The sequence below is a fragment of the Streptococcus sanguinis genome, assembly GCF_001078705.1.
In the GTDB taxonomy this organism is placed as follows: Bacteria; Bacillota; Bacilli; order Lactobacillales; family Streptococcaceae; genus Streptococcus; species Streptococcus sanguinis_D.
Map to the genome: position 1 here is coordinate 315,962 of NZ_CDMW01000001.1, position 14,660 is coordinate 330,621.

A 14,660-nucleotide genomic window follows, 5' to 3' on the forward strand; every position below is an offset into this window, starting at 1 on the left:
GACAAAATGTCAGTGGAGTGCTATACTGACCACAAGGAGGCAGAAATCATGCGTGATGTCAAGGAAGTAGAGGTGCGGCGGGCGGAGATTATGTCTGCAGCCTTGCAGCTCTTTGCCCAAAAGGGCTATCTAAAGACAAGGACTCAAGACATTATTGATAAGCTTGGAATTTCTCGAGGCCTGCTTTACTATCATTTTAAGGACAAGGAAGATATTCTCTATTGTCTGATTGAAAAGAACTCTGAACCATTGCTGAGAAAGCTAGAACAGATTAGCTATCAGCCAAATGTTGGAGCCAAGGAAAAAATCAGAACCTTTATTGAGGCGACCCTTATCCCAGAGGAAAGCAGAACACAGGAAAATCAAGTCTTGCAAGAAACAGTCAATTTAGAGACCAATCGCTATGTTTTGGATCGCTTTTATCATAGACTATGTGAGCGGATGATTGTTTTCTTTACTCATATCTTGGAGGAAGGTCAGAAATCTGGAGATTTTCATTTGAAATATCCGCATGAAACGGCTTCTTTTCTCATGACTGCCTACGTCTTTGTGTCCAATGATATCAAGATGAGTCAGGAAAAACCAGAGACTTTGCAGGATTATCTCACTAGCTTCCAGGCAATTCTAGAAAGAAGCTTAGGATTAGAAGAATCTATTTTTTAGAAGAGACGGCAGTTTTCTGCCTTTTATTTAGAAACGAAACTGACAAACTGTCAGTTAGAATTTTCAATCTTTTGATTTTAATATTTAAAAAATTTTACATTAATACTGACAAAATGTCAGTTTAAATAAAAGGAGAAATTCATGTTAAAAATAGAACATTTAACAAAAGTATATAGCAACGGTAAAAAGGCAGTGGATGATCTTAGTCTGATGGTGGAGCCTGGGGATATTTATGGCTTCATCGGCGCTAATGGAGCAGGTAAAACATCCACCATTAAGTCGATTGTGGGGATTCATGATTTTGATAAAGGAGAGATTTATATCTGCGGGCACTCTATCAGGAAGGAGTCCTTGCTTTGTAAGAAAAAGATGGCGTTTTTGCCGGATAACCCAGACCTTTATAAAAATCTGACTGCAAGGCAGTTTTTGGACTTTGTAGCAGATATTTATAGAGTCTCTATGGAAAAAAGGCAAGCGGCTATCGGAAAGTATTCTAAAATGTTTGAGCTGGATACGTCTTTGGATCAATTGATATCAGCTTATTCGCATGGGATGAAGCAGCGATTGGCACTAATAGCGGCTCTCCTGCATGAGCCAGAATTGTTGATTTTAGATGAACCTTTTGTCGGTTTAGATCCGAAAGGCGCATATTATTTTAAGCAAATCATGAGAGAGCTAGCCAGTCAAGGGCATGCGATTTTCTTTTCTACTCACGTTTTAGAGGTTGCGGAAGAACTCTGCAATAAGGTTGCAATTCTGCAAAAGGGATGTTTGGTGGCTAATGGAAGGACCTCTGAAGTTAAGGGGGCATCCAGTTTGGAACAAGTATTTATGGAGTTACAGAATGATGACTAATATTCTTTTGATTTTAAAAGTACAATTATACAGCACATTTTCGCTTAATGATTTAAGGAAAGGAGAGGTGGGCAGGTATTTTAAGCTTGGTCTGCTCTTCTTGCTTGTTTTGCTATTTTCAGGCTACAACCTTTTGACGGCTTTGAGTTTGGTCAAGTTGGGGCAGGCAAATTTGATTCCAGCCTATATGATTGCCTTGGTTAGTTTTATTATTTTCTTTTTTAGTCTGATGCAGTCAAATGGCATCTTGTTTGACCAAGAGGAACTTGACAGGCTCATCGTATTGCCGCTCAGTATTAGAGAAATCGTCTATGAGAAATACGCTTTTCTTTATCTTTTGAACAGTGTGTTTGCCGTTCTTCTCATGCTGCCAGCAGGCCTCGTTTGGTTTGGCTATGGTGCGTCCTTGTTGGAGTTGCTTCTTTATCTGCTTTTAATGGGATTTGTTCCTCTTTTACCTCTCTGTTTAGCTTCTTTGCTCGGCTTGTACGTAGCCTATTTGGCCTCAAAGACCCCTCATAAAAATCTAGTTGCCTTCCTTTTTTCTCTCCTCTTGCTTTTGGGGCTGGCAACAGGTAGTATGTGGGTTATGAGAGCTGGAATGTCAGCGGAAAATGTTAGTCTCTTGCTTACCAAGCAGTTGACTTCTCTCTATCCTCCGGCAAGCTTATTTTTTAACCCTCATCATGTTTGGTGGGCTAGCCTTCTGTTGATGCTTATATCTTTTGCGCTGACAGGACTTTTTCTAAGGTATTTAAGTAGAAATTATTTAAAAATGAATCAGATGATAACAGGGGTGAAGTTAGAAAGCAAAGTCTATAGAAGCTGGCAGAAGTCTCCGTTTATGGCTCTCTATAGGAGAGAAATTGCGAATTTTATGAGTTCCTATCTTTATATGCTCAATAGCGGACTGGGAACCATTTTAATCATCGTTTTAGCCATCTCGCTTTGTTTTATGAGTCCTGATGTCCTCTTTTCTTCGATTGGACTCAGCAATAGCCGAGAATTTTTGCCTCTATTACTGGCTGGATGTCTTAGTATTTCCAATCCTGCAGCTGTCAGTATTTCCTTAGAGGGTGAAGAGATTTGGCTGCTTCAGACGCTCCCGGTTTCTATGAGGCAGATAATGATGGCAAAGCTGGCCTTGACGGTGTCCTTACACTTCACAGCCTTGCTGTTGGGCTTGCCTGTTCTGGTTTGGCGTTTCTCGCTAGGAGGATTGCAAGTAGTGGATTTGGTCCTTATTTCGCTGGCTTATTCACTGTTTACAGCTCTTCAGGGACTTGTGGTCAATTTTCATTATCCTAAGTTCATCTGGGACAATGAAATGATTATTATTAAGCAAAGTTTTGCGGCTATCTTGTCTGGAGGAATTGGCATCTTGGTTCTTGTGTTCCCTCTTTGCTTTTCCTTACTGTTTGGTATGGACTTGGAGATTTCGCTGCGAATCTCAGCACTTGGACTTTTGCTTTTGGCAGCCGTCCTTTATAGGCATTTAATAAAACAAGGATATTTTAAGGAGGTCCATGGCTAATGAAAAAGAAAGATTTATTCGTTTTGTTTCTCTTAGCAGTAACCTTATTTCTGATTATCTGCCTGCTACCAGAGCAAGTGCCCATTCATTTTAACAGCGCAGGAAAGGCGGACATTGTTGTCAATCGCTTTTGGTTGATTCTCAGTTTGCCCATTCCCTACTCTCTTTATTGGAAATATTTCCAAAGCAAATCAAAAAGAGGTCACTGACCTCTTTTTGTGTGATATTAATACCTCGTCGGTCCCATAGTCGCGCTCTTGATGTTGAAGCGTTTTTTGAGATAGAAACGCAGGGCTAGGGTAATAGCGCCAACAATAGCAACTACGACATTGGACAGGCGGGGATTGAGGAATTCAGGTAGGAGACTAGTCAGGGCGATGGACATGCTCCAGAGGAGAATAGCCGCTGCCATGGTAAGGATGGATTTGAGCAGCTTAGGGCGCTGGCTGCGGTCCTTATCTGGTCCGTAGAAACGGTAGATAAAGTGGTAGAGGGCATAGAAAGAAAGGCCACCGACGATGCTTCCGAGTACGAGAGTCGTCAGTCCATAGACAGATGGCTGAGAGGAAGCTAGATTGACGATTGAGGTCAGGAGGGTAAAGAAACCAAAGATAAAGAGGACAGAGTCCAGCATCATCCATTTAGGATCGTCATTTTCTTTTGGATGCTGGGCATCAAAGCGCTCTTTTGCTGTCAGAGAAGCTGCCCAAGTGGTTGGGGCTCCGTAGAGGCCGCGGGCAGTGATTCCCTTGGTTTGATTTTCCAGGATTTCCGGCAGAATGCCTTCTAAGATAGTCTGGATTTCCTGATCGGATTTTCCGTCTTGTAGGAGTTGGTTAGTCGCGATATGGATAAATTCTTTGTTTTTTTTGCTGAGTTTGTCGAGGGATACTTGTGACATAGGCGTTCTTTCTAAAGGTTAAAATAGTTTTTTGTGCATGAGATAGGCCATGACCGAAGCACTCATGGCAAAGGCGATGAACATGATAATCCAGAAGGCATGTGGTTCACCGTTGAGAGGCAGTTCGTTATTTTTGAAGTTCATCCCATAGGCCGAGAAAATCATGGTCGGGATAGACATGACGATGGTCACCAGAGCCAAGGCTTTCATGATATTGTTCTGGTTATTAGAAATGATGGAGGCAAAGGTCTCTGTCATACTGTGGAGGATGTTGCCGTAGATATCAGCCATCTCAATGGCCTGTTGGGTTTCAATCAGTGTATCTTCCAGCAAGTCCTCGTCTTCTAGGTATTTCTTGATATTGCTAGTAGAGCTGGTCAGCTTCTTAATCACGCGCTCATTTGTCTTAAGGGAGGCCTTGAAATAGACGATGGTCTTTTCCAACTCCATGAGCTCAATCAGTTCTTCATTTCGCGTGGACTTGTGCAGTTGACTTTCAATCTGCTCACTCTTGCGGTCAATGGAGCGCAGGGCTGTCAGATACAGCTCGGCATTGTGGTAGAGAATCTGAAAGATGAAACGTGACTTCATAAAAGTATAGAAGTTGCGCAGGCGCCTGTGAATGAAGATGTCCAGCAGAGGTAATTTCTCCAAACAAGTGGTAATAATAGCCTCTTCCGTGATGATAATACCAAGGGGGATTGTGACATAGTAAGTCTGGTTATTCCGCTCCTCTGTGATGGGTACGTCAACGATGATCAGCGTGTACTCATCCTCTATAGTAACCCGAGACATTTCTTCCGCATCGAGCGGTGCTCGCAGGTCGGTGATGTCAATGCCAAAGGCGTTAGCGATTTCGATTGATTCACTCTGGGAAGGGTTGACAAGATTGATCCAGGTGCCTGATTCGAGCGCATCAATCTCTTTGAATTCTGTCGTAGTTGATAAAAAGACTTGCTTCATAATCATTTTCCTTTCCAGAGTGTTTTTTGCATACCGTACTATTATACTACAAATTCGGGTTTTTGGGGCAAAAGTTTGCAGAAAAATTTGTTATAATGGAGAAGGTTTATAAGTGAAACGAGGTCAAGATGCAAGATAAAATTGTGATTCATGGAGCGCGAGCTCATAATTTAAAAAATATTGATGTAGAAATTCCGCGGGACAAGCTGGTCGTGGTGACCGGTCTGTCCGGTTCGGGCAAGTCCAGTCTGGCTTTTGACACCCTCTATGCTGAGGGGCAGCGCCGCTATGTGGAGAGTCTGTCGGCCTATGCTCGGCAGTTTTTGGGCAATATGGAAAAGCCGGATGTGGACTCGATTGATGGTCTCAGCCCGGCTATTTCCATCGACCAGAAGACGACTAGTAAAAATCCCCGCTCAACAGTGGGAACAGCTACCGAAATCAATGACTACTTGCGCCTGCTCTATGCTCGTGTTGGGACGCCATACTGTATCAACGGTCATGGAGCAATTACGGCTTCATCTGTTGAGCAGATTGTTGACAAGGTCTTGGAATTGCCAGAGCGTCAGCGGCTGCAGATATTAGCGCCGGTCATTCGCAAGAAAAAGGGCCAGCATAAGACCGTTTTTAACAAGGTTCAGAAGGACGGTTATGTCCGTGTGTGTGTGGATGGCGATATTTACGATGTGACGGAAGTACCAGAGCTGTCCAAGAGCAAGCAGCATGATATTGAGGTTGTTGTAGACAGAATTGTTATCAAGGAAGGGGTGCGCAGCCGCCTCTTTGACTCGGTTGAAGCTGCTCTGCGGATTGCTGAGGGCTATGTGGTGATTGATACCATGGATGGTCAAGAGCTTCTCTTTTCTGAGCATTATGCCTGCCCAGTCTGTGGCTTTACGGTGCCAGAGCTAGAGCCACGTCTCTTCTCTTTCAATGCGCCTTTTGGCTCCTGTCCGGACTGTGATGGTCTGGGGGTTAAGCTGGAGGTGGATCTAGATGTGGTTGTGCCAGAAGCTGGCAAGACCTTACGCGAAGGAGCGCTAGCACCCTGGAATCCCATCTCCTCCAACTACTATCCGCAGATGCTGGAGCAGGCCATGGCAGCCTTTGGCATTGATATGGACAAGCCTTTTGAGGAGCTGACGGAGGAAGAAAAGCAGCTGATTTTCTTCGGCTCAGATGGACGGGAGTTCCATTTCCATTATGAAAATGAATTTGGCGGTGTGCGTGATATTGACATTCCTTTTGAGGGGGTTGTCACCAATATCAACCGCCGCTACCATGAAACCAATAGTGATTTTACTAGGACGCAGATGCGAGCTTATATGAATGAGCTGACTTGTGCAGCTTGTCACGGTTATCGACTCAGTCCTCAGGCCTTGTCTGTCAAGGTTGGCGGCGAAGCTGGCTTGCACATCGGTGAGATTTCAGACTTGTCCATTGCAGATCATCTGGTCCAGCTCAATCGGCTAAGTCTAACCGAAAATGAAGCTACGATTGCGCGTCCTATTCTCAAAGAAATTCATGATCGCCTGACCTTCCTTAATAATGTTGGGCTCAATTACCTGACTTTGTCTCGCTCGGCTGGGACTCTATCAGGGGGTGAGAGTCAGCGGATTCGCTTGGCGACCCAGATTGGCTCAAACCTAAGCGGCGTTCTCTATATTCTGGACGAGCCCTCTATTGGCTTGCACCAGCGTGACAATGACCGCCTGATTGCCAGTCTTAAGAAGATGCGCGACCTGGGCAATACCCTCATTGTAGTTGAGCATGATGAGGACACCATGCGGGAGGCTGACTGGCTGATTGATGTGGGACCAGGAGCCGGTGTTTTCGGCGGTGAAATCGTCGCAGCCGGCACTCCTGCGCAAGTAGCTAAGAGCAAGAAATCCATCACAGGCCAATACCTGTCAGGTAAGCGCGAGATCCCAGTACCATTGGACCGCCGTGTAGGCAATGGACGCTTTATCGAAGTGACTGGTGCTCAGGAAAATAATCTGCAGAATATCACGGCCAGATTCCCCTTGGGCAAATTTATCGCTGTGACAGGAGTTTCTGGATCCGGTAAGTCAACGCTGGTCAATTCTATCCTTAAAAAGGCCATTGCTCAAAAACTCAACCGCAATTCTGCCAAGCCAGGTAAGTTCAAGAAAATCAGCGGTATTGAGCATGTGGACAGACTGATTGATATCGACCAAAGTCCGATTGGTCGGACACCGCGCTCTAATCCGGCTACCTATACTGGAGTTTTTGACGATATTCGCGATCTGTTTGCCAAGACCAATGAAGCTAAGATTCGCGGCTACAAGAAGGGCCGTTTCAGCTTTAACGTCAAGGGTGGCCGCTGTGAGGCCTGCTCGGGTGATGGGATTATCAAGATTGAGATGCACTTCCTGCCTGACGTCTATGTGGCCTGCGAGGTCTGTCACGGCACCCGCTATAATAGTGAAACTCTGGAAGTCCACTACAAGGAGAAGAATATCGCTCAGGTTCTGGACATGACGGTCAATGATGCGGTAGATTTCTTCCAGCATATTCCCAAGATTGCCCGCAAACTCCAGACTATCAAGGATGTGGGACTAGGCTATGTGACTCTGGGGCAGCCAGCCACTACCTTGTCAGGTGGTGAAGCTCAGCGGATGAAGCTGGCCAGCGAACTTCACAAGCGCTCGACTGGTAAGTCTTTCTATATCTTGGATGAGCCGACCACAGGTCTGCATTCTGAAGACATTGCCAAGCTCCTTCATGTATTATCACGCTTTGCGGACGATGGCAATACAGTCCTCGTTATCGAGCACAATCTGGATGTTATCAAGACAGCTGACCATATCATTGACTTAGGACCGGAAGGCGGTGTCGGTGGTGGTACAATCATTGCGACGGGTACGCCAGAAGAAGTCGCTGCTAATTCAGCCAGCTATACCGGCCAGTACTTGAAAGGTAAACTGCACGTGAAATAATTTATCAAATCCCTGTTAGATATTAAAAACAGGGATTTTTCGTGTCAGAGAATGCTCATTGGATTCTAAGTCCTAGATACGGTTTGTCAAAAAAATGTCCTATTTGACTGTTTTTTTGATATAATAAGCTTAGTTATTTCACGGAGGTGCCTCATGTTATCAAGAGTTGAAAAGTTTGAAGCAACATTGGCTCAGACAGAATGCGATGCTGTTTTAGTAACCAATCTAAAAAATATTTACTATCTGACTGGTTTCAGCGGGACAGAAGCGATAGTTTTCATCAGCAAAACACGCCGCATTTTCCTGACGGATGCGCGCTATACGCTGATTGCCAAGGGAGTAGTCCAAGGTTTTGATATTGTCGAAACACGCGACGCGATTGGGGAGATTGTCAAGATTATTGCGGACGACAAGCTGCAAAAAATCGGTTTTGAGGATGAAATTTCCTATGCCTACTTCAAAATGCTGGAAAGTGTCTTCTCGGCCTACGAACTGGTTCCCATGACAGCCTTTATTGAAAATCTGCGCATGATTAAAGATGAGCAAGAAATCGCGACCATTCGCAAGGCCTGTCAGATTTCTGATCAAGCCTTCCTAGATGTACTGGATTTTATCAAGCCTGGTGAGACGACAGAGCTAGCTGTTATGAACTTTTTAGATGCCCGTATGCGCCAGCTAGGTGCTTCAGGTGCCTCTTTTGACTTCATCATCGCTTCGGGCTACCGCTCTGCTATGCCGCATGGCGTGGCTAGTGACAAGTTCATTCAAAAGGGGGAAACCCTGACCATGGACTTTGGCTGCTACTACAATCACTATGTTAGTGATATGACGCGGACTGTTCATGTGGGGCAGGTGTCAGATGAAGAGCGGGAGATTTATGATATTGTCCTGCGCAGCAATCAAGCTCTGATAGAAGAAGCCAAGGCTGGGCTTAGCCGGATTGATTTTGACCGGATTCCGCGGCAGATTATTAACGATGCTGGCTACGGTCCTTACTTTAGCCATGGGATTGGTCACGGTATCGGACTGGACATCCATGAGATTCCTTACTTTGGCAAGTCAGAAGAGCCGATTGAGGCGGGCATGGTCTTGACGGATGAGCCGGGTATTTATCTGGACGGCAAATACGGCGTCCGCATCGAAGACGATCTCCTCATCACAGAAACAGGCTGCGAAGTCCTAACTCTTGCGCCGAAAGAGTTGATTGTTATTTGAGAATTATCAGGCTTTATGATAGAATAAGTAGAAATATAATTTTAAAAAGAGGTAATATAGAATGATTGAAGCAAGTAAGCTGAAAGCTGGAATGACCTTCGAAACAGCTGATGGAAAACTCATCCGCGTTTTGGAAGCGAGCCACCACAAACCAGGTAAGGGAAATACGATTATGCGTATGAAGCTGCGCGATGTTCGTACTGGCTCTACTTTTGATACCAGCTACCGTCCAGAAGAAAAATTTGAACAAGCCATTATTGAAACTGTTCCAGCTCAATACTTGTACCAAATGGATGACACTGCTTATTTCATGAATACTGAGACTTATGACCAATATGAAATTCCAGTAGTCAATGTAGAAGAAGAATTGAAATTCATCCTTGAAAACTCTGATGTGAAAATCCAGTTCTACGGAACAGAAGTGATTGGTGTGACAGTACCGACAACAGTTGAATTGGTCGTGACAGATACTCAGCCTTCTATCAAGGGAGCTACAGTTACCGGATCTGGTAAGCCAGCTACACTTGAGACAGGTCTTGTTGTTAACGTACCAGACTTCATCGAAGTTGGACAAAAATTAATCATCAACACAGCAGAAGGAACTTACGTTTCTCGCGCATAATATAGAAGAGGTAATAACTATGGCAGCTGAACAATTAGGTGAAATCGTCATTGCGCCACGTGTTTTGGAAAAAATCATTGCCATTGCAACGGCAAAGGTAGAAGGTGTTTATTCCTTCGCAAATAAGAGTATGTCAGACAGTCTTTCTATGCGCTCACTCGGTCGCGGAGTATCACTCCATACCGATGAGACAGGTGATGTGACTGTAGACATCTACCTGTATTTGGAATACGGTGTCAGCGTTCCAACTGTTGCAGTAGCAATCCAGAAGGCTGTAAAAAGCGCTGTTTTTGATATGGCTGAGGTAGAGCTGTCTGCGGTCAATATCCATGTGGCAGGCATTGTTCCAGAAAAGGCACCGAAGCCAGACTTGAAAGATCTATTTGATGAGGACTTCCTCAATGACTGATATACTGTTGGAATCCAGAAGAGGTCTGCGCCAGCGGGCTTTTCAGGCCCTGATGAGCCTAGAGTATGAAGGGGATCTTGTAGAAGCTTGTCGCTTTGCCTATTCTTATGATAAGGACGAAGGGGCTGACAAAGCGGCGGAAGCTGATATTCCGGCCTTCCTGCTCAATCTGGTCTCTGGTGTGATCCAGTCCAAGGACGACTTGGACAAGAAAATTGCCCAGCACCTCAAAAAGGGCTGGACAGTGGATCGTCTGACGCTAGTAGAGAAAAATATCCTGCGTCTGGGTATCTTTGAGATTACAGAGTTTGACACTCCACAGCTGGTAGCAGTCAACGAAGCCATTGAGCTTTCCAAGCAATTCTCTGACGAAAAGTCCAGTAAGTTTATTAATGGGATTTTGAGTCAATTTATCGTTGAATAAAATGAAGGTCGAGACAAGTGTCTTGGCCTTTTTGCTTGTCAATTGTCGTTTGAATCGCAAATAGCTTATCGAATCATCAAAATCCACACAGAGAGCATGAAGTATCTGAGTGAGAAAAACTCTTCTTGAAAGCCTTTACAACTTGGAAAAGAATCGGTATAATAAATACAGAAAACGTTTGCATAGATGTTCTCTATAAGAAAAAATAAAGGAGTTTTCTGTTTATGAAAAATAACTATCACCTACAGTCTCGGATGGGCGAAAAGCGTCATTATTTCGGCATTCGTCGCTTAAAAGTAGGAGTAGCCTCTGTTGTCATTGCCTCAGGATTCCTATTGGGAAACGCCCAATTAGTCCGAGCGGATGAGGCGAGCACAACTACCATCCCTGTAACAGAAGCAGTCTCTGATGCAAATGCGTCCGCCCTACCTAAGTCAGCAGATGAAGAAAAAACTGGAGAGGCAGATAGTTCAGGAGCGGGGGCTTCAGAGCAAGCTGCTCCAACTGGTGTGCTAGCAGATCAAGCTCCAGCTGGTGCAGGTTCAGAAGCAACTGGGCAAGAAGCAAAGGAAACCGCTGCTCCCACTGAAAAAGAGAAGAAAGAAGCAAGTAATCAACCAGCTGTATCAGATAGTTCGGCAAAAGATACTATCGAAGAAGGCAATATTCGCTTTCATTTCAAAACCTTGCCCTCACAAAATCTAGACAGCTTGGGCCTGTGGACTTGGGACGATGTCGAGACACCTTCTAGCCAAAAGGGAGGTTGGCCAACCGGAGCGACTAGCTTTGCGACTGCTAAAGAAGATGACTACGGTTATTACCTTGATGTTAAAATGGCTGAGAAAAGAAGCAAAATCAGCCTTCTAATCAATAATACAGCAGGGCAAAATATTACAGGTGACAAGACGGTTGAGCTGCTCAGTCCTCAGATGAATGAGGTTTGGTTTGACACGGACTATCAACCTCATACTTATGAGCCTTTGAAAAAAGGGATGGTTCGAATCAACTACTATCGTACAGATGGGCAATATGATAAGAAGTCGCTCTGGCTCTGGGGAGATGTCCAAAGTCCAAGCAAGAATTGGCCTGACGGAGTGGACTTCGAGAAGACTGGGAAATACGGTCGCTATGTAGATGTTCCCTTGAAAGATGCTGCTAAGATGATTGGCTTTTTACTTCTAGACGAAAGCAAATCAGGAGATGATGTGAAGATTCAAAATCAGGATTATAATTTCGCGAATTTGGAGAAAAACAGCCAAATTTTCTTGCGTGATGCGGATCCGACGGTTTATACCAACCCTTACTTTGTCAATGATATTCGTATGACGGGAGCCCAGCATATTGGCTTGACCGAGATTGAGGCCAGCTTTTCTACCTTAGAAAATGCCAAAAAAGAGGACATTTTAAAGAACTTAAAGATTACGGACAAAGATGGCAATGAAGTCGTTGTTAAAGATGTGGTTCTGGATCCTAAGACCAAAAGCGCCAAATTCATCGGTGATTTTAACCAAGCTCAGTCACCTTATCTTATCAAATATGGCAATGATCAATTCAAAACCAGCATGAACTGGCAGCTGAAGGATAGTATTTATAAGTATGATGGTGAGTTGGGAGCGCGTGTTTCTCAAGCGGGCAAACAAGTGGATCTAACTTTCTGGTCACCAAGTGCAGACCAAGTCGATTTGCTAGTCTATGACAAAGAAGACCAGAACAAGGTCATTGGGCGTCTGGCTATGCAGAGAGGTGAGTCTGGCACATGGACTGGCAACTTAACACCTGAGAGCGGTCTGGGGATTTCAGACTATCGAGGGTATTTCTATCATTATGAAATTACTCGCGGTGGTAAAAAAGTTCTTGTACTGGATCCCTATGCCAAGTCTTTAGCTGCTTGGAACAGTGAAGATGCGGACAAGGGTGATGCCTACAAGATTGCCAAGGCAGCCTTTGTAGTTCCAAGTGAATATGGACCGAAAGACCTGACCTATGCTACTATTCCCAACTTTAAGAAGCGGGAAGATGCCTTGATTTATGAGACACACGTTCGTGATTTTACTTCAGATCCAGCTATTTCAAAAGATTTGAAATCTCAATTTGGAACTTTCTCAGCTTTCATTGAGAAATTGGATTATTTGAAAGACTTGGGAGCGACCCACGTTCAGCTCTTGCCAGTTCTAAGTTATTACTTTGTAAATGAGCTAAAAAATACTGAGCGCATGGACAAGTACGCTTCCAGCAACAGCAACTATAACTGGGGCTATGATCCGCAAAACTACTTCTCGCTGACAGGTATGTACTCCAGCGCGCCAACAGATCCAGCCAAGCGCATTGAGGAATTCAAAAATCTTGTCAACGAAATTCATAAGCGTGGAATGGGCGTTATCCTGGATGTGGTCTATAATCATACGGCTAAGACCTCTATCTTTGAAGACTTGGAGCCCAATTACTACCACTTTATGGATGCGGATGGTACACCGAGATCCAGCTTTGGCGGTGGCCGCTTGGGTACTACTCACTATATGAGCAGACGGGTCTTGGTGGATTCTATCAAGTACCTGACAGAGCAGTACAAGGTAGATGGTTTCCGCTTTGATATGATGGGAGACCATGATGCTGAGTCCATCCAAAAAGCCTACGAAGAAGCCAAGAAGCTTAACCCAAATCTCATTATGCTGGGTGAGGGCTGGAAGACTTATGCAGGTGATGAAAATAAAGCTGTCCAGCCTGCTGACCAATCTTGGATGAAGTCAACAGACACGGTAGCGGTCTTCTCAGATGATATTCGCAATACCTTGAAATCGGGTTATCCAAATGAGGGAACACCAGCCTTTATCACTGGTGGCAAGCGTAGTGTGGAAAATGTCTTCAAAAACATCAAGGCGCAGCCAACTAATTTTGAGGCGGATAGCCCAGGGGATGTGATTCAATACATCGCAGCCCATGATAATCTGACGCTCTTTGATATCATTGCCCAGTCAATCAAGAAAGATCCGGCAGTGGCTGCCAACTATCAGGAGATTCATCGTCGCCTGCGTCTGGGAAATCTGATGATTTTGACTTCGCAAGGGACACCATTTATCCACTCTGGTCAAGAATACGGCCGAACCAAGCAATTCCGTGATCCTGCCTATAAATATCCTGTCTCCGAAGACAAGGTTCCAAACAAAGCGCATTTGTTGACCAATGAGGACGGCACGCCGTTTGACTATCCGTACTTCATTCATGATTCTTATGATTCGAGCGACGCGGTCAACCACTTTGACTGGACCAAGGCGACTGATTCGGAGAAGTTCCCTGAAAATGCCAAGAGTCGTGCCTATATGAAAGGCTTGATTGCCTTGCGGAAGTCAACGGATGCCTTTACCCGCAGCTCCAAAGATGAAGTGGAGCAAAATGTGACCCTCATCACCCAGCCTGGCAAGGATGGTGTTGAGAAAGAAGACCTTGTTCTCGGCTACCAAGTGGTCGCATCAAATGGCGATATTTATGCAGTCTTTGTCAATGCAGACACCAAGGAACGACAATTCAACTTTGGTGAAGCCTACAAGCATCTAGCAGGTGCAGAAGTTGTGGCAGATGGCAATATGGCAGGGGGGACAGCCATTTCTAATCCAGCAGGTGTCACCAGAAACAGCAATGGTTTAGCCCTAGCTCCGCTCACAGCGACAATTTTGCGACTTCGAAAAGCGAACCCAGCTCAGGAAGAAAAATCCCAAGATCCAACAACTCAAGAAGAGCAGCTGTCTGTCGCTTCTGTAGCCAAGGCTCAGCCTCAGGCTTTATCCTTGGATGGGCACAAACCTCAGGATTCAGCAGTAAAAGAAACGGCTAGCCAAACAGAAAAAACCTTGCCAAAAACGGGAACAAGCACTTCCCTGCTGGCACTTTTAGGTGGCTTCCTTGCTTTCCTAGCAGGAGTGCTGATTCTCAGAAAGAAACAGTAAGGAGTTCTGCTTTTTATCTGATACACCTCAAATCACATCAGATTCGATGTCTCTCCGGAGCTTTTGGAGGCTGTAGATAAAAGGGATAGATAAAAAATTTAGATAGCAAAAACGCATAGAATCAACACTTTTATGATTTTATGCGTTTTTTAATGCAGAGTGTCATCATAAAT

Annotated in this window: 12 protein-coding genes; 10 read left to right on the top strand and 2 right to left on the bottom strand. The window is 44.7% G+C overall.

The genetic code is table 11. The features are described 5' to 3' along the window. Positions 1-6 precede the first annotated feature (6 nt). The 4 genes from SSV_RS01740 to SSV_RS01755 all read left to right on the top strand — a co-directional run bounded on the left by SSV_RS01740 (position 7) and on the right by SSV_RS01755 (position 3,261). On the top strand, positions 7-663 hold the full coding sequence (locus SSV_RS01740; RefSeq protein ID WP_176693527.1) for a TetR/AcrR family transcriptional regulator: 657 nt from the start codon (positions 7-9) through the stop codon (positions 661-663). A 141-nt stretch (positions 664-804) separates the two neighbouring features. Next, positions 805-1,518: an ABC transporter ATP-binding protein gene (locus SSV_RS01745; RefSeq protein ID WP_072073432.1), complete on the top strand. Its 714-nt coding sequence runs from the start codon at positions 805-807 to the stop codon at positions 1,516-1,518. Continuing rightward, on the top strand, positions 1,445-3,052 hold the full coding sequence (locus SSV_RS01750) for an ABC transporter permease (protein ID WP_072073433.1): 1,608 nt from the start codon (positions 1,445-1,447) through the stop codon (positions 3,050-3,052). The genes SSV_RS01745 and SSV_RS01750 overlap by 74 nt, the downstream gene beginning before the upstream one ends. Next, a complete protein-coding gene (locus SSV_RS01755) occupies positions 3,052-3,261 on the top strand; it encodes a DUF1648 domain-containing protein (RefSeq protein ID WP_072073434.1) in 210 nt (69 codons plus the stop codon). The genes SSV_RS01750 and SSV_RS01755 overlap by 1 nt, the downstream gene beginning before the upstream one ends. A gap of 17 nt (positions 3,262-3,278) precedes the next feature. Here SSV_RS01755 and SSV_RS01760 read toward each other — a convergent pair whose 3' ends face one another. Together SSV_RS01760 and SSV_RS01765 are read right to left on the bottom strand one after the other, a co-directional pair. Then, entirely contained in the window at positions 3,279-3,953 is a 675-nt protein-coding gene (locus SSV_RS01760; protein ID WP_072073435.1) for a DUF1129 domain-containing protein, read from the bottom strand. An 18-nt stretch (positions 3,954-3,971) separates the two neighbouring features. Then, complete coding sequence (locus tag SSV_RS01765; protein WP_002896489.1) at positions 3,972-4,916, bottom strand: magnesium transporter CorA family protein; 945 nt, start codon at positions 4,914-4,916, stop codon at positions 3,972-3,974. Between the two features lie 128 nt (positions 4,917-5,044). Here SSV_RS01765 and uvrA point away from each other — a divergent pair, with 128 nt between their 5' ends. From uvrA to SSV_RS01795, 6 genes are all read left to right on the top strand, one after another. Further along, complete coding sequence (gene uvrA / locus SSV_RS01770) at positions 5,045-7,876, top strand: excinuclease ABC subunit UvrA (RefSeq protein ID WP_072073436.1); 2,832 nt, start codon at positions 5,045-5,047, stop codon at positions 7,874-7,876. 153 nt (positions 7,877-8,029) lie between these two features. Further along, positions 8,030-9,091 (top strand): M24 family metallopeptidase, encoded by a 1,062-nt coding sequence (locus SSV_RS01775; RefSeq protein WP_072073437.1) that lies wholly within the window; start codon positions 8,030-8,032, stop codon positions 9,089-9,091. A gap of 61 nt (positions 9,092-9,152) precedes the next feature. Next, positions 9,153-9,713, top strand: coding sequence for an elongation factor P (efp, locus tag SSV_RS01780; RefSeq protein WP_002896485.1), 561 nt, complete (start codon positions 9,153-9,155; stop codon positions 9,711-9,713). Between the two features lie 19 nt (positions 9,714-9,732). Further along, positions 9,733-10,122, top strand: coding sequence for an Asp23/Gls24 family envelope stress response protein (locus SSV_RS01785; protein WP_002896484.1), 390 nt, complete (start codon positions 9,733-9,735; stop codon positions 10,120-10,122). Then, complete coding sequence (gene nusB, locus SSV_RS01790) at positions 10,115-10,546, top strand: transcription antitermination factor NusB (protein ID WP_176693528.1); 432 nt, start codon at positions 10,115-10,117, stop codon at positions 10,544-10,546. The genes SSV_RS01785 and nusB overlap by 8 nt, the downstream gene beginning before the upstream one ends. A 224-nt stretch (positions 10,547-10,770) precedes the next feature. Continuing rightward, on the top strand, positions 10,771-14,487 hold the full coding sequence (locus SSV_RS01795) for a pullulanase (RefSeq protein WP_072073439.1): 3,717 nt from the start codon (positions 10,771-10,773) through the stop codon (positions 14,485-14,487). Positions 14,488-14,660 lie beyond the last annotated feature (173 nt).

Bases quoted from the DNA above. Each gene is read 5' to 3' on its own strand.
- SSV_RS01760 (WP_072073435.1), bottom strand. From the start codon at position 3,953: ATGTCACAAGTATCCCTCGACAAACTCAGCAAAAAAAACAAAGAATTT.
- uvrA (WP_072073436.1), top strand. From the start codon at position 5,045: ATGCAAGATAAAATTGTGATTCATGGAGCGCGAGCTCATAATTTAAAA.
- SSV_RS01795 (WP_072073439.1), top strand. From the start codon at position 10,771: ATGAAAAATAACTATCACCTACAGTCTCGGATGGGCGAAAAGCGTCAT.
- SSV_RS01775 (WP_072073437.1), top strand. From the start codon at position 8,030: ATGTTATCAAGAGTTGAAAAGTTTGAAGCAACATTGGCTCAGACAGAA.
- SSV_RS01750 (WP_072073433.1), top strand. From the start codon at position 1,445: ATGGAAGGACCTCTGAAGTTAAGGGGGCATCCAGTTTGGAACAAGTAT.
- SSV_RS01740 (WP_176693527.1), top strand. From the start codon at position 7: ATGTCAGTGGAGTGCTATACTGACCACAAGGAGGCAGAAATCATGCGT.
- SSV_RS01785 (WP_002896484.1), top strand. From the start codon at position 9,733: ATGGCAGCTGAACAATTAGGTGAAATCGTCATTGCGCCACGTGTTTTG.
- SSV_RS01765 (WP_002896489.1), bottom strand. From the start codon at position 4,916: ATGAAGCAAGTCTTTTTATCAACTACGACAGAATTCAAAGAGATTGAT.
- SSV_RS01755 (WP_072073434.1), top strand. From the start codon at position 3,052: ATGAAAAAGAAAGATTTATTCGTTTTGTTTCTCTTAGCAGTAACCTTA.
- efp (WP_002896485.1), top strand. From the start codon at position 9,153: ATGATTGAAGCAAGTAAGCTGAAAGCTGGAATGACCTTCGAAACAGCT.
- SSV_RS01745 (WP_072073432.1), top strand. From the start codon at position 805: ATGTTAAAAATAGAACATTTAACAAAAGTATATAGCAACGGTAAAAAG.
- nusB (WP_176693528.1), top strand. From the start codon at position 10,115: ATGACTGATATACTGTTGGAATCCAGAAGAGGTCTGCGCCAGCGGGCT.